The organism is Dyadobacter arcticus (assembly GCF_011762185.1).
GTDB lineage: Bacteria > Bacteroidota > Bacteroidia > Cytophagales > Spirosomataceae > Dyadobacter > Dyadobacter arcticus.
The window spans coordinates 456419-480888 of sequence record NZ_JAASQJ010000004.1 but is presented as its reverse complement, the minus strand read 5'-3'; the positions used below and the strand labels follow the sequence as shown (position 1 = coordinate 480888).

22 protein-coding genes and 1 riboswitch are annotated in these 24470 nt (G+C 44.4%); of the genes, 9 read left to right on the top strand and 13 right to left on the bottom strand.

Annotation, left to right across the window (positions count from 1 at the left end; translation table 11 throughout):
• Positions 1-48: 48 nt before the first annotated feature.
• Together FHS68_RS20845 and FHS68_RS20840 are read right to left on the bottom strand one after the other, a co-directional pair.
• Positions 49-2151, bottom strand: a complete 2103-nt coding sequence (locus FHS68_RS20845) for a choice-of-anchor A family protein (RefSeq protein ID WP_167274364.1) — start codon at positions 2149-2151, stop codon at positions 49-51.
• Between the two features lie 381 nt (positions 2152-2532).
• On the bottom strand, positions 2533-3351 hold the full coding sequence (locus tag FHS68_RS20840) for an XRE family transcriptional regulator (RefSeq protein WP_167274361.1): 819 nt from the start codon (positions 3349-3351) through the stop codon (positions 2533-2535).
• A gap of 127 nt (positions 3352-3478) precedes the next feature.
• Here FHS68_RS20840 and FHS68_RS20835 point away from each other — a divergent pair, with 127 nt between their 5' ends.
• The 6 genes from FHS68_RS20835 to FHS68_RS20810 all read left to right on the top strand — a co-directional run bounded on the left by FHS68_RS20835 (position 3479) and on the right by FHS68_RS20810 (position 8491).
• Positions 3479-4375 carry a MerR family transcriptional regulator gene (locus tag FHS68_RS20835; protein WP_167274358.1) on the top strand — a complete coding sequence of 299 codons (897 nt, stop codon included), beginning with the start codon at positions 3479-3481 and terminating at the stop codon, positions 4373-4375.
• Positions 4365-5870: a bifunctional phytoene desaturase/3,4-desaturase gene (gene crtID / locus FHS68_RS20830; protein ID WP_167274355.1), complete on the top strand. Its 1506-nt coding sequence runs from the start codon at positions 4365-4367 to the stop codon at positions 5868-5870. Before FHS68_RS20835 ends, crtID begins: the two co-directional genes overlap by 11 nt.
• A gap of 3 nt (positions 5871-5873) precedes the next feature.
• Positions 5874-6710: a phytoene/squalene synthase family protein gene (locus FHS68_RS20825; protein WP_167274352.1), complete on the top strand. Its 837-nt coding sequence runs from the start codon at positions 5874-5876 to the stop codon at positions 6708-6710.
• Positions 6711-6780: 70 nt separating this feature from the next.
• Positions 6781-7302, top strand: a complete 522-nt coding sequence (idi, locus tag FHS68_RS20820) for an isopentenyl-diphosphate Delta-isomerase (protein ID WP_167274349.1) — start codon at positions 6781-6783, stop codon at positions 7300-7302.
• A 17-nt stretch (positions 7303-7319) separates the two neighbouring features.
• Complete coding sequence (locus FHS68_RS20815) at positions 7320-7793, top strand: sterol desaturase family protein (protein WP_208408378.1); 474 nt, start codon at positions 7320-7322, stop codon at positions 7791-7793.
• The gene (locus FHS68_RS20810; protein WP_167274347.1) at positions 7790-8491 is read left to right on the top strand and encodes a lycopene cyclase domain-containing protein; all 702 of its coding nucleotides are present in this window, start codon (positions 7790-7792) and stop codon (positions 8489-8491) included. Before FHS68_RS20815 ends, FHS68_RS20810 begins: the two co-directional genes overlap by 4 nt.
• Here the strand turns inward: FHS68_RS20810 and FHS68_RS20805 are convergent.
• Genes FHS68_RS20805 through FHS68_RS20790 form a run of 4 tightly spaced genes read right to left on the bottom strand, consistent with a single transcriptional unit; the run spans position 8488 to position 13400 of the window.
• The gene (locus FHS68_RS20805) at positions 8488-9621 is read right to left on the bottom strand and encodes an NAD(P)/FAD-dependent oxidoreductase (protein WP_167274343.1); all 1134 of its coding nucleotides are present in this window, start codon (positions 9619-9621) and stop codon (positions 8488-8490) included. The two genes, FHS68_RS20810 and FHS68_RS20805, sit on opposite strands and share 4 nt — an antisense overlap.
• Positions 9605-10300 (bottom strand): methyltransferase domain-containing protein, encoded by a 696-nt coding sequence (locus FHS68_RS20800; RefSeq protein ID WP_167274341.1) that lies wholly within the window; start codon positions 10298-10300, stop codon positions 9605-9607. Before FHS68_RS20800 ends, FHS68_RS20805 begins: the two co-directional genes overlap by 17 nt.
• Positions 10293-12260, bottom strand: coding sequence for a UbiA family prenyltransferase (locus FHS68_RS20795; protein ID WP_229211996.1), 1968 nt, complete (start codon positions 12258-12260; stop codon positions 10293-10295). The genes FHS68_RS20800 and FHS68_RS20795 overlap by 8 nt, the downstream gene beginning before the upstream one ends.
• Before the next feature lie 27 nt (positions 12261-12287).
• Complete coding sequence (locus FHS68_RS20790; RefSeq protein WP_167274338.1) at positions 12288-13400, bottom strand: glycoside hydrolase family 26 protein; 1113 nt, start codon at positions 13398-13400, stop codon at positions 12288-12290.
• A gap of 209 nt (positions 13401-13609) precedes the next feature.
• On the opposite strand from FHS68_RS20790, the gene FHS68_RS20785 reads away from it, so the two are divergent.
• Positions 13610-14086 (top strand): Lrp/AsnC family transcriptional regulator, encoded by a 477-nt coding sequence (locus FHS68_RS20785; RefSeq protein WP_167274336.1) that lies wholly within the window; start codon positions 13610-13612, stop codon positions 14084-14086.
• A 7-nt stretch (positions 14087-14093) separates the two neighbouring features.
• Entirely contained in the window at positions 14094-15044 is a 951-nt protein-coding gene (locus tag FHS68_RS20780; RefSeq protein ID WP_167274333.1) for an EamA family transporter, read from the top strand.
• Positions 15045-15084: 40 nt separating this feature from the next.
• Here FHS68_RS20780 and FHS68_RS20775 read toward each other — a convergent pair whose 3' ends face one another.
• From FHS68_RS20775 to FHS68_RS20765, 3 genes are all read right to left on the bottom strand, one after another.
• Positions 15085-15339, bottom strand: a complete 255-nt coding sequence (locus FHS68_RS20775; RefSeq protein WP_167274330.1) for a hypothetical protein — start codon at positions 15337-15339, stop codon at positions 15085-15087.
• 14 nt (positions 15340-15353) lie between these two features.
• Positions 15354-16529, bottom strand: a complete 1176-nt coding sequence (locus tag FHS68_RS20770) for a cysteine desulfurase family protein (RefSeq protein ID WP_167274328.1) — start codon at positions 16527-16529, stop codon at positions 15354-15356.
• Between the two features lie 77 nt (positions 16530-16606).
• Positions 16607-17875, bottom strand: coding sequence for a peroxiredoxin family protein (locus tag FHS68_RS20765; RefSeq protein ID WP_167274325.1), 1269 nt, complete (start codon positions 17873-17875; stop codon positions 16607-16609).
• 139 nt (positions 17876-18014) lie between these two features.
• Positions 18015-18107, bottom strand: a riboswitch (SAM riboswitch).
• A 134-nt stretch (positions 18108-18241) separates the two neighbouring features.
• Here FHS68_RS20765 and FHS68_RS20760 point away from each other — a divergent pair.
• Positions 18242-18631, top strand: a complete 390-nt coding sequence (locus FHS68_RS20760; protein ID WP_167274322.1) for a VOC family protein — start codon at positions 18242-18244, stop codon at positions 18629-18631.
• An 18-nt stretch (positions 18632-18649) separates the two neighbouring features.
• Here the strand turns inward: FHS68_RS20760 and FHS68_RS20755 are convergent, their stop codons facing one another.
• The 4 genes from FHS68_RS20755 to FHS68_RS20740 are packed head-to-tail and all read right to left on the bottom strand — an operon-like array spanning position 18650 to position 24346.
• On the bottom strand, positions 18650-20053 hold the full coding sequence (locus tag FHS68_RS20755) for a sulfatase family protein (protein ID WP_167274319.1): 1404 nt from the start codon (positions 20051-20053) through the stop codon (positions 18650-18652).
• Positions 20022-21485, bottom strand: coding sequence for a sulfatase family protein (locus tag FHS68_RS20750; protein WP_229211995.1), 1464 nt, complete (start codon positions 21483-21485; stop codon positions 20022-20024). The genes FHS68_RS20755 and FHS68_RS20750 overlap by 32 nt, the downstream gene beginning before the upstream one ends.
• A gap of 17 nt (positions 21486-21502) precedes the next feature.
• Positions 21503-22933, bottom strand: coding sequence for a sulfatase (locus FHS68_RS20745; protein WP_229211994.1), 1431 nt, complete (start codon positions 22931-22933; stop codon positions 21503-21505).
• Between the two features lie 18 nt (positions 22934-22951).
• A complete protein-coding gene (locus FHS68_RS20740) occupies positions 22952-24346 on the bottom strand; it encodes a sulfatase (RefSeq protein ID WP_167274317.1) in 1395 nt (464 codons plus the stop codon).
• Positions 24347-24470 lie beyond the last annotated feature (124 nt).

Genomic DNA, 24470 nt, shown 5'->3' with positions numbered 1-24470 from the left:
AAACATGCAGGCATTTTTAAGTGTCACATAACGCTATAAGATCTGTTCTTACTTCTTCAGCAGCTTTGAAGAATATTTTCCTTCTTCGTTCACTACATTAATAATGTATAAACCTTGTGCAAAAGCCTGAACATTCACGCTTACTTCGGTGGCATTTAGATTTGGCATCAGCTGATAAACTTTTTTACCGCCCAATGTGAAAATTTCTAATTTTTTAACCGGCGAGAAGCTTTTCACATTGACTTCATCCTGTGTAGGGTTTGGATAAAAATCCACCGAAAGTCTCGCGTCGCAAGTTCCGGCTGCAATGCTGCGGATCGAGCTATATTCAAACGTTTCGTCGGTATCAACCTGTTGCAAACGATAGTAGTAATATTTTGCAGGAATCGTTTCAGATGCAAAAGGAGAATCTGAGAAGCTGTATTCAGATTTGCCAGCTTTGAAATCGATACGTGCCAGTGGGCTAAACGTTTTTGCATCTGCTGACCGTTCCACTACGAAGTGTGAGAAGTCTTTTGCTTCGGAAACAACCCATTTCAATTTGGCATTGCAATTGTCATTGTTTGCAGTAAAGCTTGATAAGGTTACCGGCAACGTGTTTGATGGAGGAGGGCTTGTGAAGCAAGTTGTGGTTGATTCCGGAAATGTAATGTCAATGATTTTCCAGGGATCGATCGTCACGCGGATGGTTGCGCCTGATTCGCGAAGTGATCCGTAACGGTCTATCACTTCTTCCCATTTACCATTCTTTTTCTCCCAGCCTGGCCATGCTGCTCCGTTTCCGTCTGCGTCAAGTGCAAACCCAGGAAACAATATCCTTCCTGTCAGCTCCTGATCAATATCTTCCTGGATCACCTTATTTTCCGAATCGATCCATTCGATTTTCACTTTCTTTCCTTTCGTATCATAGTTAGGTGTAACCGTGTAGTCGAGATATCCTGCGTTTTTGGAGCACAATGAAGTTGCAACGACTTCTATCGCATCCTCGATAGGATCTGCTACCGTTGGAAGGAATGGGCGGAAGTGAATTTCGTCGCCGTTATGGATAAAAGATTTTGCAATCACCTGACCAACCAGGTTCCCGTTGTTCCTTTTCACTACGTCCGCCTGTGGCGCCAATACCGTTCCCCAGATTAGGTTACCCCTTAAAGTAAGTCCTTTCGTCGCATCCGGAAAGTTATAGATGATGAGATTGCTTTGCGCATCACTCAAACCATAGTTAGGAAATCTGATTTCATTGCTTCCTCCGTTGGCTGCACAAAAAGTTGGGAAATCAACGATATTGATGATCAAACCGAATTTTTTGCCGCTGGCAGCATATTGCGCGGCAGTGGTTCCCAATTGCTCCCCGGCCGGGAAATCTGCAAAATTGATGTTCTGAATGCTATTCCAAACCGCTGCTGAAACTGTCAGCACGTTTAGTCCGTCTGGATTTACTTTGATAACCGGGTTTTGATCAAATATGCCGGTGGTAAGATAGGGCCCCAATTCATGACCAGGGATTGTTGACTGGTTTTCTTTACGAATAGGAAGGTTGTCCGCCAGATCTTTCAGTTGCATCGATTTTTTAATCAGTGCCATAAAAGCTCCGTCAATGTCGATTTGGTTAGCGCCTGTCCCAAATACGTTTTCGAAAACCGGGTTGTTGCTGGCACTTACTGTATAATTACTTTTAAATCCGGTAGGTCCTGTGTTGATCGTAATTTGTGGTGACGAATCGTAACCGCCATTTTCAGCGGTAATCCGCATTGCACCGCCTGGATCATGACCATTTGCATCGGTATACCATACTTTAAGGTTTGTGAAGTTCGGGTCATTTGGCAAACCGTTTCCGATTTTAATGTAGTTACCGCCGTCCACTTTCAGGGAATTGCTGTTCAGTTTAACGGCACCTCGAACTGCTAATCCGATGGAAACACCATCTACGAAAAACACACCGTGGCTCTTGTTGAAAGTGATCTGGTATTGATTGGAGTAAAAATTTCCGCCAACAGCAACCGGCCCTTCGATTTCGTTTGGCATTACGGTAAGGTCACCTTTGGTAAAGATATTGAAACCCATTGCGGGGTCTGTCGGGCTTTGAGCTTTGGCCTGGTCAAATATTAAGGCAAGGGAAGCTAGGAAGCAGAAGCGTAAAAATTTTGAGGACATTGTTGAGTTGGGTTTTAATTACTCAACAAACTTATGACGCCTCTAAAAATTAGTAATTCTTTTTGTGACGACACCTGAGAAGTTTGGGGTCAATATGAGGTTTTCAGGGGTCTTAATGGGCGTGAAATTGTACTAATTAAATATATTATTCATTTATCATTAAACTATATTGATTTGTTTCATAATAAATTTCTGGCAGGCTTATTAATACTTCTACAACAAAATCACACTAGATTAAGCGGAAATGCCATTTTACTGTACTATTACTACATTGATTTTCATCTAAAATCCTGTAACCGTAAATTAACAATATGATTAAACCAGGTCGGGCAATTTTCGCGAATTGTAAAATTTCCAGTTCAACGATAAGCTCTTATCCAATTATTTGGATGGTTGACGGCCCCGGATCTCTTTAATTTCGTTCTGCATTTCCTGTAACATCCGCATCAATTGCTGCATATCTGATTGCGGCTCCGGTAGCTGCTTACTGTGGAAGCTGTAATATTCCCAAAGCTCAATAACTTCTGAAATCGGCACGGTATAGGCAAAATATTGCTTGTTGAAAGATTGTAACAGCATGGTCCCGTTCTTATTGACCGTAACCTGTTTGAACACAAAATCCTGATCGCCCCGGAGGATAACAATGCACGGGGTTTCTGGTTTTACGGCTGTCCAGTCCTGCACGTACCGGGTTATAATGTCGCTTCCTTCGGGTACCGGCAGCATGGAATCCCCAATGGTTGGGAACATCCGGAAAGTACCGTTTTTTGGAATGGTCGGAAGGTTAAATCTTGGAAGTGCAGATAAGAACTCAGGATCGGCATAGCCTGACCGGTAGCCTGCCTTCGCGTGAATCGGCACATACTCGATATTCTCCTTTTCATCCTTATCCACGGTAATCGCCAGAACCCGGATCTGATTACCCTTCATAAATAATTCGCTGCCTTCTTCAAGATCCTTTATTTTTTGTTCTGATAGTTTCGTCAGATCAATTTTCAGGATGCTGTCGATGCTCATTCTGAAAAATTCGGAAAAGTTAATCAGGTCATCGACAGTTGGATTGGCCGTCCTGCCGCTTTCGTGCGCATTCAATTTCACACGGCTGATCCCTAACTTCTCTGCCATTGCCTCCTGACTCAATTTTAGCCTCAGGCGTAGGAATTTTATATTAACTGACCAAAAGATATCCTGATTTCCCATAATAGTTGATATTGATAAAATCAAATATAAGATATTTATAATATCAAAAGTAGAAACCAATTTTAATATTTCCGCATAAAGTGTGGTAAATAATTTTGTTTAATTATTTTTGAAAAACTTTAAACAAATGGCCTTGTATTCTATTAAGGACCTTGAAAGGATCAGTAGTACCAAGGCGCACACGATCCGGATATGGGAGCAGCGCTATAATTTGCTGGATCCGGAGCGGACGGATACCAACATACGTATCTACAATAGCACGCAGCTCAAAAAGCTGTTGAATGTGTGCACATTGCTGGATAAAGGACTCAAAATTTCCAGGATCAGCCAGCTTACAAAAGAGCAGTTCGCGCGGGAAATTGATCATGTTATCGCCGAATCGTTTCAGGGAGATGTACATATTGAGGCTATCATTAACACGGCTTTGATCGCTATCAATACTTATGATACCGCCTTGTTCAATGAGCTGTTTGCCAATGCTGTGAAAAGGCTTGGACTGCGGAAAACTTACGAAAGGATCATTTACCCGCTGCTCGTCAGAACAGGTTTAATGTGGATTAAAGATGACCTTTTGCCCTCGCAGGAACATTTTCTGTCCAATCTGATCCGGCAAAAACTTTTCGCGGCGATCGATTCGCTTCCGCGGCTGCCAGAGGCAGACCAAACCTGGGTACTATTTTTGAATGAAGATGAAGATCACGAGATCGGACTTTTGTTTGCCCATTACCTGATCCGTCAATATGGAAAAAATGTCGTCTATCTGGGTGCGCGCGTACCGTATGACGATCTTTTTACAGTAATCAGCCAGGTAAAGCCGACGCATATCTATTCGTTTCTGACCATCCCCTTCCACGATCAGACCGAAACGCTGTTGGATAATCTGGCGAGTGATTTTCAAGGTTCAAGCGTCTGCATTTCGGGCGGCATCGAAAGGGCCCGGAAGGTTGCCGAGCGAAATAAAATTTCGTGCATCCAGACGATCGAACAGCTGATTGAAATTTTAAATATTAAGAATGCATCATAACAAAATAATAAAAGGTGATAAGCCTGCTGAAATATCAGTCATTGGTTCGGGATTTGCTGGTCTTGCAGCTTCGGCTATCTTGGCAAAAAATGGGGCAAATGTGACCGTATTTGAGAAGAATGAGCAAGTTGGTGGTAGGGCGAGAACTTTTTCGGCAAATGGTTTTTTGTTTGATATGGGGCCAAGCTGGTATTGGATGCCCGACGTTTACGACCGTTTTTACAAGATCTTTGACTCAGATTCCAGTGATTTTTACGATTTAAAAAAACTGGATCCTGGTTTCGCAGTTATTTTTGGTGTGGGTGATGTGTTGGATATTCCCGAAGACTTCGAAGATATATGCGAGCTTTTTGAAAGTATTGAAGCCGGCAGCGCTTCTAAACTGCGCAAATTTATCACTGAAGGCGAGTTCAAATACATGACCGGAATGCATGAAATGGTTTACAAGCCAGGAAATTCCGTCACAGAATTTTTTAGCTTAAAATTGTTTAAAGACGCTTTGCGGCTGCAAGTGTTCACTTCTTTCAGTAAACATGTCCGGAAATATTTCAAGGATCCCCGGCTGCTGGCACTCATTGAATTCCCTGTGCTTTTCCTCGGCGCAATGCCAAAGGATACGCCTGCATTATATAGCCTGATGAATTTCTCCGCGTTGAAACAAGGCACTTTTTATCCAATGGGCGGATTTGGCAAAGTGGTCCGATCATTCAGGGATATTGCGGAAAAAGCAGGGGTCACATTTGCCACTTCGCAAGATGTGAAGTGGCTAGAGACGGATAAAAGGATGATTACACACATACATTCAAATGGAAACAGGCATCGCAGCGATGCGGTGGTGGGCAGTGCAGACTACCATCACATTGAAACAGCGCTATTGGATTTGGAAAACCGCTCCTATCCCGAATCGTATTGGGACAGCCGTACTTTTGCCCCTTCCTGTTTACTGTTTTATTTGGGTGTAAATAAAAAAGTGGCACGGTTACGTCACCATAATCTGTTTTTTGACGAGAATTTTGAAAAGCATGCCATTGAAATCTATGAAGACAAAAAGTGGCCTTCGCGACCGCTTTTCTATGTTTGCTGCCCGTCTAAAACCGACCCAACGGTAGCTCCTGAGGGAAGCGAGAATATCTTCGTATTAATGCCCATAGCTACCGGTTTGAAAGATCCTTCGCCCGTTCGTGAAAATTATTATAATATATTGATGGACAGGCTTGAAAAGTTTGCCGGGGAAAACATCAGAAACCACGTGGTGTTCAAAAAAAGCTATTCTGTATCTGACTTTGTCCACGATTACAATGCCTATCAGGGCAATGCTTACGGACTGGCCAATACATTGATGCAGACCGCCATTTTTAAGCCAAAACTGAAAAGTAAGAAGGTGAAAAACCTGTTCTACGCCGGCCAGTTGACTGTGCCGGGACCAGGTGTACCTCCATCGATCATATCCGGACAAATTGCGGCGAACGAATTAATGAAGTTTTTAAACAAATAGGTCATGAAAACCCTGTACGACAGTTTATCTGCGTCTTGTAGTAAAAAGACAACGCAACTTTACAGCACTTCCTTTTCACTGGGAATCCATTTTCTGAAAGCGGATTTCCACAATCCCATTTATGGCATTTACGGCTTTGTACGTCTCGCCGACGAAATCGTGGACAGCTTCCACGGCTATAATAAAGAGCTGATGATGAACAAGATCCGGGTTGATACGCTCGAAGCGATCCGTGAAAAGATCAGCATTAACCCCATCCTGAACAGCTTTCAGCATGTAGTGCATGCCTACCATATTGAATGGGAGCTGATCGATACGTTTCTTAAAAGCATGGAGACGGACCTGCGCCAGAAGGAACATACCGCAGATTCGTACAGCGAATACATTCTTGGATCGGCGGAAGTGGTTGGATTAATGTGTCTCAGGGTGTTCTCGGAAGGAAACAATGAAATTTATCAGGAACTGAAACCTTATGCCATGAAACTGGGGGCTGCTTTTCAGAAAGTTAATTTCCTGCGTGACTTGAAAGCAGATTATATGGATTTGGGACGTACGTACTTCCCGGGCGTCAATTTCAGCCATTTTTCCGATCGGGATAAAGAAGTGATCCAGCAAGAAATAGAAGAAGATTTTGAGCAGGCATTGATTGGCATCAAGAAACTTCCATCAGGCGCCCGTCGGGGCGTATATCTGGCTTACTATTATTATAAAAAGCTCTTTTTACGAATTAAACAGACGCCGCCAGAAAAAGTAATGGACGCACGCATCAGAATTCCGGATTATGATAAAATCGGATTGATGTTTCGTTCATTGTTACGGCATCAGTTAGACCTTTTGTGACGTTTTCTTGTTGTGTTCACATCAAAGAAATCTGTCTATTAGCCATCCGAAAGGTATAACTCTATAATTTATGAATGATCAGGTAGTATTGGTAAATGAAAATGATCTGGAAATTGGCCTGATGCCTAAGTTGGAAGCACATCAGAAGGGTGTTCTGCACCGCGCGTTTTCGGTTTTTATTTTTAATTCAAAAGGGGAAATGCTATTGCAGCAACGCGCTTTTGGCAAATATCATTCGGAGGGACTTTGGTCCAATACCTGTTGCAGTCATCCCCTGCCAGATGAGGCGGCACACCACGGGGCGGTCAGGAGATTGGAGGAGGAAATGGGGATCAATGCTGACCTGCAATTTTTATTCTCATTTCAATACCACGCCAGCCTGGAGAACGGCCTCACCGAGAATGAACTTGACCATGTATTCTGGGGTATTTCGGACGCAAAACCTGAGCTGGACCTTTCAGAAGCAATGAGTTACAAATATATGAAACCAGTTGATATTAAGGACGATATGGGTCAGAATCCCGATACCTATACTGAATGGTTTAAGATATGTATTAATGAAGTAATTGAAAAAATACCTGTAAAAAGTTGACTATCGAAGCGTAAAATATGAGTCCCTGGATTATCAATACAATGATTGTGATTGCCGCCTTTGTTGGAATGGAATGTGTGGCCTGGCTGGCGCATAAGTACCTGATGCATGGTGCTTTGTGGTCATTGCATCACGACCACCACCAGCGCGACGACGGCGATTTCTTTGAGAAGAACGACTACTTCTTTGTGATCTTCGCAACACCTGGCATCACCTTATTATGGCTTGGACTAAACCAGGGGTTCAGTTACCTGTTTTTTATCGGGCTCGGCATTACCATTTATGGGTTTGCGTATTTTATTGTCCATGATATTTTCATCCATCAGCGTTTCAAAATTTTCAGGAATACCGATTCTGTTTATTTGAAGGCCATCCGGCGCGCTCATAAAATGCACCACAAACATCTGGGCAAACAGGAAGGGGAATGCTTTGGAATGTTGTGGGTTCCGCTGAAATATTTTCGTGAAGCAAAAAAAGCGGCTGTCAGATGAATTTCCTTTACCTGATCGTCGATTTGGCCGCCATTTCCGTCCCATTACTCTTCTCATTTCATCCCAAAATAGCACTTTATAAAAAATGGTCGGCACTTTGGCCTGCTATTCTGATTGCGGCAGTTCCGTTTATAATCTGGGATAGCTACTTCACAAAAATCGGCGTTTGGGGATTTACGCCGAAATATCTGATCGGTCTCCCTCTTTTTGGTTTACCAATAGAAGAGATCCTGTTTTTCATTTGCATTCCTTACGCCTGTCTTTTCACCTACTATTGTTTCAAAATCTTTTGGGGCAGTGAATACCGGATCAGGTTTGAAAATCTCATCACAGGGTTCTTTCTTTGCTTCACGCTGATGATCGGGGTGTTGTTTTTTGGGAGATATTATACGACCTCCACAGCGGCTGGACTCGTTTTGTTCCTCTGCTACTTGCAGTTTATTGCAAAAGTAAAGTGGCTGAGCCTCTTTTACTTCTCACATCTTTTCCTGATCATTCCATTCATTATTGTCAATGGTATTCTCACGGGAACCGGGCTGGACGAGCCGGTTGTATGGTACAATGATGCCGAGAATATTGGCTTTCGTTTTCTGACAATCCCTTTCGAGGACCTTTTTTATGGAATGCTGATGCTTTTGCTCAATACCTACCTTTTCGAATACTTTTTGAGCAAGCGCGAAGCTAAAAGCGCCATTTAAAATGGCTGGCCGTGGGTTAAGGATACCAGCTTATTGGTTAAACCAGGCATTTTTGACAAGAACCTGAGCGCCAGATCCGTCGTCGTACGCTTTCCAAAAAGGTTTTGCAGATAATAACCCGCCATTATGCGGCTGTTGAACGCCTTATCCCAGGATTTTTTATAAGCCAACATTGCCTGTTCTTTTGATTGCTTTTTTTCACAAAACAAAACCAATTCACGGGCGAGCAACTTGGATGCCCGCATACCCATGCTCATGCCATTGCCACAAAGGGGCGTAATTGAACCGGCCGCGTCACCTATTAAAAATATCCCCTGCGAATCGGTTTGCTTCTTATCGAAATGAACATTGCTGATTACCAAAGGCTGCGCATTGACAAACTCGGAATCGTTAAAATATTTTTTTAGAAACGGGTTTTTATGCAGCACATTTTGCTCCATCGCCCTGATATCCTTGCTGTTATCCTGCAAATTTTTTGCCGTTGTGAGATAACAGAGACAATGCCATTCCTGATCCACTTTGGAAACTCCGCAATAACCGTCTTTGAAATTATGTAGTTCAATGCGATTGGCAGGAAGATCGGTTTTAACATGATATTTTACTCCAATGTAGTTATTGGGAGCGTTTTCCTTTTGGGAATTGTTGCCTTCCAGGTTGATGAATTGCGGCGTATACTTTCCATAACTCCCACACACAATTTTGGATTGAAAATTGCCTTGTGAAGTTTGAATTTCATAGGTTTCATGACCGATATCCTTTACATCATTCACCCGGCATCCCTGCAAAACAGAGACGCCTTTTTGCAATGCAATTTTGCACAACTGATCGTCGAGGTGGTACCTGCTAATGCCGAAGCCACCCAATTGCAGGTTGTGTTCCAGCATAAATCCCTTCTCGGAGCTGATACCTAATTGATTGATAACGGGCAAGTCAAGCTGATCATAAGGCAAGCCAAGACTGATCAGGAAATCGCGGCTTTCCATAGAAATGTATTCGCCGCAGACTTTATGGAATGGATATTTATTTTTTTCAAAAAGAACAACGGATAGCCCGTGGTCGGCAAGCTGAATGGACAGACCTAATCCGGCCAGCCCCCCGCCAATGATCGCACAATCATAAACTGTTTCCATAAACAATGACCTCGTGCCTGAATGCCCATTTATTGATTATAGAATATTGCTTAACCCCTGCTTCCTGCATAATGCTTTGCCATTCTTTTTTCTTAAAACCCCGCAAAACTGATAACGGCGCGTCATTTTTGACAAGATAGGACTTGGAAAACAGGCTCGTGAGCCATTTTATAGAGTAGTAAGCCATCGGATTTCTTTCCAGATCGTTGATAATCAGGATTGCCTTATGTTTCGCCACAAATTGCATTAAATCAATTAACTGCTGATTGTTGAGATGGTGACAAAAGAGGCAGGCGTGAATGATATCTGCTTTTGTCAGATGATTGAAAAGATTGCGGTAATCATCGCAGATCAGCTTTACAGATTTGTTTTCCAAATTGACCTGCGCATATTCAATGCACACTGGTTTTAGGTCAATCCCATACAGTTCCAGCTTCAAATTCGCTTTTCTGTTCCAATTAGCAATCCTTTTGAGGGTATCTCCTCCCCCACATCCAATGTCAGCCAAAATATAGGACTGGTCTTTTCTTAAAACCTTCTTTAATGCGGAAAATGAAATGTTATAACCGCCCAGCCAATGGTTGATAAAATCCAGTTCCCGAAGGTTTTGAAATAGGTCGGCGGCGGGAATGTCCTGCTGGTCAAGCAATTCTTTTTTGTTGCTTCTCGCCCTAAACATAGCTGAGCTGCATGGTTTCGATACTTAGCCCTGGGCCAAATGCAGCTGCAAAAATGCGATTTCCCTGATTTTCCGGCTTCGCTTTTTCAATCACGTCCTTTAAAACAAAAAGCACCGTTGGGGACGACATATTGCCATAATTTTTCAGGACATTATAGGTAGGTGCAAGAAAACATTTGTCCAGTTCCAATGCCGCAGCAAAGTCGTCCACAATCCGTTTTCCGCCGGGATGCACCGCCCAATGTTTGTAATCGTCCGGCTCCAGGCCTACGGCCGCAAGCATGGGTTTGATGCTTTTCCGGATCAAATCCGGGACATAAGAGGATAGGTTCATAATAAAACCGGTTTCCGAAAGCCGCCATGCCATATCTGAATAGCCATTGTGCAAAATCATGGAATTGAATGTGTTGATTTCAACTTCATGTATATAATTCCTAGACGGTTTGGAATCTACCAGTACCGCCACCGATCCATCCCCGAAAAGCAGGTTGGACAGCAGGTAGTCGTCATTATATTGTTTTTGGAAATGAATGGTACACAGTTCGGTACACACCACCAACACGCGTGCATTGGGCTGACTTTTACAGATTGCATCCGCGTTTTTCAATGCAATGATGGCCGCGTTGCATCCCATAAAATTAATGCTGCTGCGCTGGATCGTTGGTTTTAAATGTAATTCCCGCATCAATTCCACATCCAGCCCCGGTGCGGACAAACCGGTACAGGTAACGGTAATTAAATGCGAAATCGAATGTTTAATCTGATGAAAATCCCTGATTTTTTCAATGGCTTTGATGGAAAGCTTTGTAGCGTGTTCCTGGTAAACCCGCATTCTTTGGGTGAGATTCGGTTCGGGAAGAAGGTCGGCTGATTGGTTGAAGAATTGATAATTTGCAGGCGTTTGGTCAAAATCAGAAAGAACAGAGTACCGTTTCTCAATTCCTGTCTTACCGGCTACGATCCTGATCTTTCTTTTATTGATTAAATCGTCTGTTGATCTGATGTAAAATTCGGAAAGTGCTTCCTGCGTATAGCAATGATCGGGGACGGCGGTTTCAATGGCTGATATGTAACTCAAAGGAATTCTGTTGATAATGATTAGTACTAGGAAACAACCATTCATGCATATCGATGCGATCCAGTTCATTCGCATTGTATTACTGAAATTCGCCTGCTTTCTGTCTTTCCAAACCTGATAGAACCAGTAGCCGAAATAGAGCACGATGGGGATGAAGAATACCTGGATAATATAAAAAATCATTCCAATGCCCTTAGCTGTAAAGTACAAGTAATAAAACACATTACAGAGCAAAAACATCAGGCCGGTGAACAGAAATGTGCCCAAATAGCCCAATTTATAGCTTAGGGTTGTAATCCCATCTTTCAGATCCTGCTCGTGCTGGTACACCTGCGTCAACGGATATGCGCCGGCAATTTGAAAAGAGCAACCCAGGAGCACATAGATATTTTCACGGCTCAGCGGCAATCCATTCCCCGAAACACCAGCCACAGACATATAATAAGTGAATGCTCCCTGAAAAAAAGCGACCGTCAGAAAGCCCGCTATTGGATACCTTTTCAGCCTGATCAGCCGCGAACTATATGCGCGTGAAGCGCCTATATAAAGCACGAGACAAAACGCAAACAATGCATTTACGAAGATGAGTGCCAGCAGGGTTGCGGCGGCATCCATAAAAACGGTCAGATAAAAAAGCTGAATAGTGGGCATGGGTGGCTTTTCCAGTCCTCCAATGCTCCCTTCGTCACGGTCAACAAAGCTGTTGTAGCCATTGCTTGCCGGGTAAACAAGCAGGTGAATGATCAGGAAAGACCACAACGCCTGGTGATGCAATATGTTCTCTGCCTGGCTGTAAGCAAACAGGAAGAGAGGCATCAGAAAAAAGGAAAAAGGTATCCTCAGCAGTTTGATTGTATTGCCATCAATTAGCATACCCTCCATTTAGCAATATGTTTTTGATCCATCGAATCACTTGTAAATGTTCCGAAGGTCCTTCTCGAAAACGGTGTAAGGGTCATTGTAAAATTTCATAAAATCCGGCGCGCTGACCTGCTCAGGGTATGGCGCATAATAATGGGTGGGACTTTTGGCATCGTTTCGCCAGACGAGTACATAAGCCAGGTTCATTTTTTCAGCCTTTAAGGTTTTCAATAAGGTTTCTGTCCACCAGGTGGGGTTTGGGATTGATTCAAGACCAGTTTCCGTAAATGCAGCCAGCTTGCCTGCTTTCTTGGCATAATCAGAAACGATTTTCAATTTCTTCAAACCTGCTTCCAGATTGTACTTACCGTCACGGCCGAAGTCCCCGTAGTTGTCCATGCCTACCATATCCACCCATTCATCACCCGGATATCTTTCCAGAAACTCTGCTTCTGAGCTAAATTTATTGTCGGGAGAGAAGGTGTAAAGGAAATTGTGGACATTCAAGCTATCGCGCAAATAGCTCACCGTAAATCGCCAGACTGAAATGAAATCTTCCCTGGAGGTGTGCCCTTTGCCCCACCAGAACCAATCCCCGTCGAATTCGTGATAAGGCCTGAAAAGCAGTGGTGCCAATGTCCCGTCGTTCCCTTTGAGCGAGTTGGCGAAAGAGGCTACGTTTTTCAATATCTCCTTATATTTCTCATGATGCGACCCGCCCGGCTTGATTAGCGCCATGGCAGCCACGGAAACCGAATCCTTCCAATAAAACCCACCACCGGAAGCCGGATTGGAGAAATGCCAGGCAGCGGTGGTAATACCTCCCCGGTTATACGTATCCAACACATTCCTCCGCAGCGCCTCGCTCGTTCTTATCATTGCGTCTTGCGAACGCCCCGACAATCCGCTGAAATCAATGCCAATTACAGCCGGATGTGAGCCGGTTACCGATTTGACATCCGATCGCTCCTCGTCCCCAAACCATCCGTGACCATACTCGGTTGCATGCTGATGCCCGAAAAGGATCTGTTCTTTGGCCAATAGACCGAGATTTTTATAAAGTGCCTTTGTTTCCTTCGTTGCCTTTTTGTCTATCTGGGCAACCGCAATTGGGCCGGAGGCAAGCAATGTGATAAACAGGTACAAAACAGTTGTTCTCATAGAGTTTGGAGTTGAAGTATATTGTTTACAAATATGAAAAATTATTGATTTCAGCCTGCAAAACCTGTCCTCATAGTCCAAATAGAAAATAATTCTGAATACTCAACTAAAAAGAGAACTTTTAATAACTTTGAACTGTAATACGTGAACTATATACAAGTTAGCACACATAAAACTGAACATCATTCGAATTACACTATCTATTAGCCATGAATTTAAATGAAATAATATTAGACAAGATCGATCTAAGCATTCTGCGGCTTATGCAGGAGAATGCAAGGATCTCCAATGCGGATCTGGCACGGGAGCTGGAAATGGCTCCTTCGGCAGTTTTAGAAAGGGTTAAAAAGCTGGAACAGAAGAATGTCATTATTCAGTACACCACGCGCATCAACCCGGCCGCATTGCAGCAAAAGCTGCTTGCATTCATTTCCATGAAGTCGTCGGAAGGAATGGGGAGCAGCAATACCCCCAGAGAACTGGCGAAGATCCCGGAAGTTCAGGAAGTACACCACATTGCCGGGGACGACTGTTATCTGGTGAAAGTGAGAACCGCCGATTCGGCATCGCTAATGGCCTTAATGCGAAACTCGTTCAGCAAAATACCCAATATCATTTCCACCCGGACCACCATCGTACTTGAAACAGTAAAAGAAGAACAACAATTAGTCATACCAGAAAAATAGCGTTGTCATGCAAACAGAAAACAAAACTCCGTCTACCCTCCTTGTAGTGCTGGCATTCGCCACGGTTTACATTGTTTGGGGTTCCACTTATTTCTTTATTCAAAGAGCGCTGGAAGGTTTGCCCCCGTTCTTTTTAGGTGCATTCCGCTTCATCATTGCAGGTTTGTTGATGCTCGCATGGAGCCTTGCGCAGGGCGAAAAGATATTTTCCTATAAAATTGCCAAACCAGCGATTGTTACGGGTTTATTGTTATTATTTGTCGGAAATGGCATTGTGATCTGGGTCGAGCAATTCCTGCCGAGCGCAATGGTCGCCATCATGGTATCATCTTCCCCGCTGTGGTTTGTGTTGCTGGATAAACCTAAATGGTCTGAAAATCTGAGCAATAAGTCAACGATCATAGGGCTACTGATTGGTTTTGCAGGTGTCGTATTACTTTTCAGCGAGAAGATTATGGCGAGTATGTCCTCATTAAACAGTTCCCGCGATCTTTTTGCAATGGGGCTGGTTGTATTAGGGTCCATGGCCTGGGCGGGCGGATCTTTGTATTCCAAATACCAGTCTGGTTCCAATTCGGCAACCGTTAACTCTACCTGGCAAATGTTTGCGGCGGGGGTTGCATTTATTCCTGGAATTTTCATTTCCGGAGAAGCCGAGACACTTAATCTTGCAACGGTTCCGACCGACGCCTGGCTTGCAGCCGTTTATCTGATCATATTTGGGTCCATTGCTGGTTTCAGCGCTTATGTGTGGCTTTTGAAAGTACAACCTGCTACCAAAGTGAGTACTTATGCTTATGTCAATCCGGTTGTAGCGGTTTTATTAGGGATATTTTTTGCCAATGAATCCATTTCACCCATGCAAATCTCAGGATTGATCGTCATTTTGGCCAGTGTACTTTTGATCAACCTGCATAAATACAGAAAACCAAAAGCGATGGTAACCAGCGCTGTTTGATTTTACCCGAAAATAAGGAAGGGTTTCAGGTCTAAATACTTTAATAACATAAAGTTGGATCCGAAACCCTTTCGATTTCTGAGATATCTCCATTTCTTCTGATCAGCACGATAATCTGCTCAAAGTCAATGAGCTGGGTAACTTCGAAGGCGATGATCCCGACGAATGTTTTTCCTCTGCTGATAAAATTGAGATGCTTGATCTTCGCCCCTTTTACCGATTCAACGACTGACGTGATCTTGTGAAGGCTTACGGCGTTTCTATAAATGATCTTTAATAGAAAAGTATCTTTCATTGCGGCTCGTTGATTTAAATAATGGCTAATTCCTTTTCTTTTTTTCTCCCGGCATGCTCGGAACCGTAAATGCCCACAAGCGTTTCCACGATATAATCCACTTCGTCAAAGTCGTTGAATTTGCTGAATGAAAAGCGGACATTTTCCTTATCCCGCTGGCAAGGCAATGCGCTGATCATATGTGAGCTGCCATTACCCAGATTGGAACAGGCGCTCCCACCCGACACCGCAATGCCAGCAGCATCGAGTTTTTTAAAAATACTTTCCGTCGTCAGACAAGGAAAAGAAACATTAACGACGCTTGTAATGCTGTTATCAATCGACTTGCTATCACCGTTATAGCAAATGTTAGCAATCCCACTGATCGCCAGTTTTGAGATCAGGTATTGCTTCAACCGGCAAACTTTGGATTGATTCACTTCCAGGTCGCGGTCGGCAACTTCCAAGGCTTTGGCAAGTCCGACAATCCCTATTACATTTTCCGTCCCGCCGCGTTGCCCATTCTCCTGTCCGCCACCTAGTATCTGCGGTTTGATCTTATGTTTCTTATTAATGTAAATAAATCCAATCCCTTTTGGCCCATGAAATTTGTGCGCTGAGCCAACGAGGAAATCAATGTCCATTTGGTTCAGATCAAACCGCACTTTACCAATAGTTTGCGTGGTATCGGTATGAAAAATAGCATTGTAACGCAGCGCCAGAACGCCAATCGCATGAATGTCCGTAATGTTGCCGATCTCATTATTGGCATGCATCAATGTGATCAAAGTACGCGGATTGGCCCTCAATAAATTTTCCAAATGATAAAGGTCAACGTGGCCACGCTCGTCCAGCTTTACGAAACTGATTTCAATATCCCCTTCCTTTTCATGCCTGGCCAAAGTTTGCAACACCGCCTTATGTTCAATTTTGCTGGTAATGACGTGACTGATCTCATAAGTCTGAATTGCGCCGGTTAGGGCCAGGTTATTGGCTTCTGTCGCCCCGGAAGTGAAATAAATTTCGCCGGGAGAGGCTCCCAGAATGCGCGCAACCGTGTTTCGGGACTGGTCTATCGCCTCTTTTACGCTACGCCCAGCCGCATGTGTGGACGACGGATTACCAAAATTTTGTGTCAGGAAAGGCAGGATCGCTTCGATTACCTCAGGATCCAGTGCCGTTGTAGCAGCATTGTCACAATAAATTTCCATATCCTAAAATGTGATTTATTATAATAGTCAATCTCGGCGCCGCCAGGCCGCCGCAAACGAATCGATTGCCCTGCCTTTCAAGGAAGGGGCTCGGAGATGAGCTTGGCAAGATCTTCGTTCCATTTTTTTACATAATCCTGGTAGAACTGGCCGGTTCCTTTTCCGGAAAAGCCAGTGTGTATTTCCTTCACTTTACCATCGCGGCCTACAATGATGGTCGTTGGATAAGCCAGGAATTTATCGATTGCAGGCAACTTTTCCGCGACCACATTACCTCCCACTTTTCCAGCGAAAAGCAGGTCATACTGGATATCGTAGCGGTTTTTAAGTTTAGTCAATGTGTTTTTTGCAAATGCGGGATCATCTTTTGCCTCAAATGCCAGCCCGATTGCTTCTACACCTTTGCTTTTGTTTTCTTTAAACCAGGGAGCCAGAAAAGTAACCTGATCAATGCAGTTAGGGCACCAGGTTCCCATGATTTCGATGATCACTACCTTACCCTTGTATTTTTCGTCGCTGAGCGATACCTGCTTTCCGTTGATGTCCGGAAAAGTAAAGTCGAATTTGTCATAACCCGGTTTCAGGAATGTAAGTGCATAGGCATCCGGCAAAGCTGCCTTATCGTCTTTTACAGCGTCGAACCGGATGGGCTCTGCGCTGGCTCCAATCGAACCAGTGATGGAGTTGTCGTTATTAATCTTTCCTCTCACGTAAGCCGGACTGGCTCCCGTGAAGCCCGACAATAGAAACTCATCGCCCTGTACGCTGCCTTCCAGCTCCCGGCTGTCGCCCGAAACGGAAAGGATAATGCCATTCAATTTGTTTCCTTCTTGTTCAAAAACGGCTACCCTGTCAGGGGCCGCTTTGTCTGTCGCATTGGGATTGGCCTGAATCTTCACAACCCAGCGTCCGGAAATATTCGACTTCGGTACAACTTCTTTTCCCGGCTCCACGAAACGATAGGCTTTCCCTGGCCGGGCCTCAAATGGATATACCCGGCTGGTATTCCCCGGAACCAGACTTTTCTGAACCCCGATAATGCTGCCGTCCGGCTGGATTTTTGCGAACCAGGCTGTTTCAAAGGTGTTCAGACTAACCCGGATCGAGTCGTCGGAAACGTGGGTTACCTGAAAATCATCCCTGCGGTCACCATTGATGGCTGTGAAAACAGGCTTTTCATCAGCGCCATTTTTGACTTCAAAATTAAATGGCACTTCAATCTCTCCAACCTTGAAGACGCCGCGCCAGATGCCGTTTTTAAGCGGAAGGGATTTTGCTTGTGAAAAATTGATATTGAACGAAAATGCAATGAGCATTGCATAGGAACAAAAATTTCTGATTTTCATTGAGTTATATAGCTAGAATAAGATTCAACCCGGATTTTTAACATCACAAAACACAGCCTTAAAAACCATACAGTTCACCAGATCTTCCTGAAAAGATCAGCTTCATTTAGTAGAATTCAATCCGGTGGTTGGATCTTAAGATTTATCATTAGAATTAGGTTGGGGCACCTTAAAAGTCCTAGGTTGCCAGAAGATCATAGAGCCTAACCTCTCCCTTCATTCTCAATAAATCTACTAATTCGATAGACAAAGATGAAATAAACTTTTTAGCAAAGCAAGAATGTGCGGCAAAAAAATTTGGTATAATTGCTTCTGATGCGCCAACAGGTGGCGATGCGTAATTTAAGCTCTAAAAATGACGTTCAAATGGCCCAAAAAATCACCACTTTTTTAATGTTTGAAGGACAAGCCGAAGAAGCGATAACCTTCTACACTTCACTATTTCCCGATTCCGCTATTACTTCTATAAGTAAGCATGTCGCCGGTGAAATGGAGGGGAAAATTATTCACGCAACATTCACATTGAATGGTATACAATACATGGCAATCGATAGCAGTCCTGTGCATGATTTCACCTTTACCCCAGCCATGTCACTTTTCATTTCCTGCGAAAGTGAGGAAGAAATAACGGAACTCTACGAAAAACTACTCGAAGGTGGAAAGGCACTGATGGCCATCGGCAATTATGGTTTCAGTAAAAAATTTGGTTGGGTAAACGATAGGTTTGGGGTTTCGTGGCAAATTAATTTGCCGTAAACCGTTTGCACTCTCACGTTATTTTGCTTCTTTTTTGAGGACTTCGTACCGTTTTCTAAGGGCAGTTATTTGGTTTGTATATGTTTTGTCTGCGGCCAGGTTCGCGGTTTCATGCGGATCATTCTTTGTGTCATAAAGTTGTTCGTACCCGTGCTCCGTGTACTTCATGTATTTGAGATCAGCTGAAACAACGCCCTCGACCTTCGGTAGCCGCGGACTGCCCATAAAGGTATGTTCGTAAAAAAAATCCTCTCGTGCTGGTAATTGTTTATCCAGCATTCCAATCAGATCCTTTCCCTGCATTTGCGCAGGAACCGGAATGCCTGCAAGTGACAAAATAGTAGGTGCAATGTCGATATTCAGGGATATCTGATCGTTTTTTGTTTTTTTCAAATGATCAGGAAGCACATTTCCAGAGATAATCAACGGCACCCGGATCGATTCCTCGAAGCCGAACCATTTGCCTTCCAATCCATGCTCGCCGAGCGAGAAACCATTGTCGCCCATAAAAATGATGATGGTATTGTTATCAATATTCAATGTTTTCAACTGCGCAACCAGGTTCCCGACGACCTCGTCAACGCCGGTAATGAGCCGGTAATAATTTTTGGTGGTTTCCTGCCGAAGTTCAGGTGTTGAAAGCAAAGGTTTCCAGCGGTCGCGGCCGATATTGGCATCAGTCTTGAAAAAATCGGGAAAGCTGGTCCAGAATTTTGGATCCGCTGTAATGGGATCAGGAATCTTATCATTTTTATACAAATCCTTAAACCGCTCCTGAACCGGATAAGTCGGCGGATTACCATCGAGCTCGTGAGGCGCTTTAAAACTGACTGACAAACAAAAAGGCTGTTTTCCAGCAAATTGATTGAGAAATTGTGAGATATCTTTTTCTACGCTGTCGGTATGGTGAATAACCTTTCCGCTTCTATTGACCAGCTCATAAGCAGGCTGTCCTTCCTTGGCACTCGCCCAATAGTCGAAAAGCGAATCAGGCTGATTTTGCACATCAATACCCCATTTCCCAATAAAACCAAGTTTATAACCTGCCTTTTTTAGCAGCGCCGGATAGGTTTGAGAAAGTGCCTGGGACGTGAAATCGGTGTTAAAGTCGGCAATACCATGCCTGGACAAGTACTGGCCGCTCAACAGACTGGCGCGGCTGACCATGCAAATCGCCGTGGTAACATATGCCTTCCGGAAAAGAATGCCGCGATTTGCAATCGCATCAAGATTGGGCGTTTGAATGATCTTGTTTCCCATAACCCCCAGCGCATCCCAGCGGTGATCGTCGGTAAGTAGGAAAATGATGTTAGGAGGTTGAGAAGTGCTTTTTCTCTGTGCTGATGCCCGCTGCGTATAACTGTTGAGCAACGCAATTAACAACAATGACTTAATGCAAACGCAGGCTATCCTTACCATCATATTTGTATTTCCAGTGAGACATATAAGTGTCGGCCGTCAGAAACTGGTCTTTCGCTTCGGCCAGTTTAGTTACCAGCACCTTTTCAAGTTTAGCCTGCACAGCCGCATATTCCGAAGTTCCAATCCGATTTGTGAGTTGGTAGGGATCTTTGACATTGTCATACAAAAGCCACGGACCGTTTAAATCTCGAACGTATGTGTATTGTTTTGTGCGGATTGCGCGGTATTCCTTTCCTCCATTCAAAAAATTGTTTTCATGAAACGGCACGGGCAATTGGATCAATGCGGCTTCCTCGCCCGTCGGCTGATCTTTTCCGCTCAGGATTGCTGCGTAATTTGTCCCCTCTATAGCAGCTGGAATTTTTAAATCATTCAATCCCAATAATGTTGGCAAAATGTCAATGTTGCTGAATGGAAGGGTTAATTCACGCTTTTTCACACCCAGTCCCGCAGGATAATGTACAATCAACGGTACCAGCAGCGACTCGTCCCAGGGTTTTTGTTTCCTCATCTTTCCCTGCGAATACAACATATCGCCATGATCGGAAGTAAAAATGAGAATGGTGTTTTCCTCCACTCCGGCCTTTTTTAATGCTGTCAGTAAATCTCCCACCGACTTATCCAATGCCGTGCAATGTGCATAATAGCCTGCCAGATCCTTCCGTGCTTTTGCTTTAAGCGAATCAGGAATATTGGGCCGTAAAGTGAGCTTTTCCGGCTGATACAATTTCCGGTACTCCTCTGGCGCAGTTGCATAAGGATCATGCGGCGGCCCCCAGGCCAGTACCAGCAGAAAAGGTTTTGCTTTATTTTTATCAATGAAACTGATCGCGCTGTCAGTTTGCGGGAAAACATCATAACCCGACCAATCATGCCTCACATCATTTTCATCGAAATAGAATGAATTGTTGTAATCGTGCGTCACTTCGCGCGCTTTCCAATAGTCGAAACCCTGACGGCGATCTTTCGGGACCGGACGATTGCGGGCGCTGAATTGCTTTTCAAAATTCTGCTGCCCGTTCACGTGCCACTTTCCGATAAAGCCCGTTGCATAACCCGCCTCTTTGTAAATTTCAGCCATGGTCAGCGCTTTGTTGCGAAGCGGACGGTCGTTGTAAAAAACGCCGTGCGTGAGCGGGTACTGGCCCGTGAGCAGGCTAGCCCTGGCGGGACTGCAAACCGGCATGACCGAAACTGCATTTTTGAAAATAACGCTCCTGGCTGCCAGTTTATCCAGATTCGGCGTCTTCACATCTGCATTACCAGCATAACCCACCGATTGCGCATTCCATTGGTCGGCAATGATGATGACGATATTCGGCTTTTTATTTTTTTGAAATGAAATATCCTCAACCGGTCGATTGATTTCAAAACCAGTCCCCAGCAATGCCAGCAGGCCAATGCTAACCATCAAGCCAAAAAATGCTTTCATAGGAAGATCTATATTGGTTACTGCGTCGGCGGATACACTTTGCCAAGCAGCGCCGACATTTCACTTACTGTAATGATAAAATTGGTGTCTTTGGCTAGATTCGTAAATTCGTCGGGATCCTTTTGATGGTCATATAGCTCCACACCTGCCTTGCCCTCATCCCATTCGGTATATCTAAATCTTTCTGTCCGGACACTTCTGCCCATTATCGCACCGCGTTTTACCTGCGTATAAGCCGCCTTGTCCCATAGTCCGGCTGGATCTTTCAACAACCCGGTAAGATTTTTTCCCTGCAATTTCTGACTGGGATAAATTCCGCATAATACTGCCAGTGTCGGATAAATGTCCAGCAATTCTACAGTACGGTCTGAGGCTTTTCCTTTGGTCCCGCCGGGTACCGAAATAATGAGCGGTACTCGTGCGGAATTTTCAAACAAGCTTTGTTTCATCCACTGACCGTGTTGTCCAACATTGTAGCCGTGGTCGCTCCAAAGAACGATAATCGTTTTGTCCGTTAATTTCAACTTGTCCAAAGCATCCAGCACTTTCCCAACCTGCGCGTCCATAAATGAAATGGTGGCATAATAGCCCCGCAATGCCTCTTTTCGCTCATCAACGGACAATCCCCAATGCGAAGGTTTGGTAAAAAGTGCTGCTTCCGGCACATCGTCGAGATCATTAGGGATTTCCTTTGGTAACGGGACTGTCGCGACCGGATACTGGTCGAAATATTTTTTCGGGGCTACATATGGGGTGTGAGGGCGGAAAAACCCGACTGCCAGAAAAAAAGGACTGGCCTTTTTCTTCTTCATGATTTTGATCGCTTCATTGGCGATCATTCCATCGGTTTGCTCATCGTCCGTACCCTCGGAAGCCCGCCACGACAATGCGCTTCCCAGACCCCGGTCGGGTGTCAGATTTTTGATTAAAGCTTCTTCCGTTTTGTCCCGACCTTTTGGATTGACCTTCTCATCCCAAGAAATCGGATCATCCAGTCCATCCGTCCCAATTTGCCCTGGAACGCCATAATGAAAGATTTTGCCGACGCGGGCACTGTAATAATTGTTGTTTTTAAATAATTGCGGAAGCGTGACCACGTCCGGAAGGTTTTTACGGAAATGCGTTTGCAGTTCGTAAATCTTGGTAACATCTGGTCTCAGGCCAGTAAGCAGCGACGATCTGCTGGGACTGCACAACGGAAACTGTGTATACGCCCGGTTAAATTTAACCCCCCGCTTCGCAAGGCGATCAATGTTTGGAGTCTTTACATAAGTATTTCCATAACATCCCAGGTCATTGTTGAGGTCATCGACAGCGATGAATAATACATTGTATTTCTTCTTAACCTTCTTATCTCCAATTTCCCCCGCAACGCTATTCGGAATCCACAAAACTGGCGCAAAAGCCATAACAAGCAGTATTGCCGTAGCATAACGGTAATTTTTCATTATTGGGCAGTTTAAGGTTTATTCCTTGCCTTCCTTGACAGTAGGGGCATCTTTTGTATTGACAGCAGGCAATGATTTTGCCAGCTTTGTCTTAACTGCTGCAAATTGTTCGTCTTTTGCCAGATTTTTCCATTCCTGAGGGTCTTTTTCATGATCGTAAAGCTCCTCAGAACCGTCATTATAACGAATATAACGCCATTTTTCGGAGCGTACCGCATGATTTCCGAATCCATGCGTAGTTACCGAAGGATGCTCCCATTCCGCAGCAGGATTTTTCAATAATGTGGCGATGCTATTCCCTTCCAATCCCTTTTTGTTGGGCAAATTACACAGTTCTGTGAGTGTTGGGTAAATATCCAGCAGGTTCACGGTGCGTTCGGAAATTGAGCCGGACTTTGATAAACCCGGCGCGTAAACGATGAAAGGTACGCGCGAAGCTTCTTCCCATAAGGCAAATTTCCGCCAATGTTCCTTCTCTCCCAAATGCCAGCCATGGTCGCCAAAGAAAACAATGATGGTATTTTCGGCATATTTACTTTTCTCTAATGCGTCCAGCAATCGCCCGATCTGTCCATCGGCAAATGTGATGCTAGCCAGGTAACCCTGCACCGCCTTTTCCCATTGTTTGTTTTCAACGATGAATTTATGATCTCCCTCAGGTTTGGCGATTTTGATCCCAGCAGGAGGTACATCACCCAGGTCATTGTCGATCACTCTGGGCTTTTTGATGGATTCCAGAGGATACATATCAAAATATTTCTGAGGCACATACCAGGGCAAATGCGGGCGGGTGAAACCAATGGCAAGGAAAAAAGGCTTGTCGTGTTTTTGGTCAAAAAACGAAATACCCTCATTCACGATCTTACAATCTCCCATATCCTCGTCTTTCGCATTCACCGGACTCCAATCAAAATGCGCAAAACCATTCACAGGCGCCTTGGGCGGCTCAGGGGATTTTGGGATCTCAAAGTAGGTTGGCCAGGAAGCATCGTCATTGTAGGTGTTATGATAAATTTTTCCAGCGCCTTTCACCTCATAACCATTGGCGGTAAAGTACTGGGGCAATGTCACCGCGTCCTGCATCACCGGACGCCAGGGCTGATTGTTATGATAAACCCCGGAAGTGGAAGGCCGCACGCCAGTCAGTAATGCTGTACGAGAAGGATTACAGGCTGGTGCCGCGCAATAAGCCCGCGTGAAAGAAACCCCTTTTTTAGCGAGCTTATCAATGTTCGGTGTTTTTATACCCGAGTAACCGCCAAAGGGCCCTACCCAATCATTCATATCGTCGACTGCAATAAAGAGGACGTTGTATTTGGGTTTGGCGGTTTGGGCAAAAACGGAGTCCAGCGACGTCATATACAGCAGGATGGCCAGGTAGCTTTTGAATACGGTGTAGTTTGGGATTGTCATTGGTTGTCATTTATGGTCATTTATAGTTTGGGGTAATTCGTTTTTGTTTTACTGAGCGGAGTCGAAGTGCGTTACCGCCAAGCAGGAACGCACTTCGACTGCGCTCAGTGTGACAAAATTTATT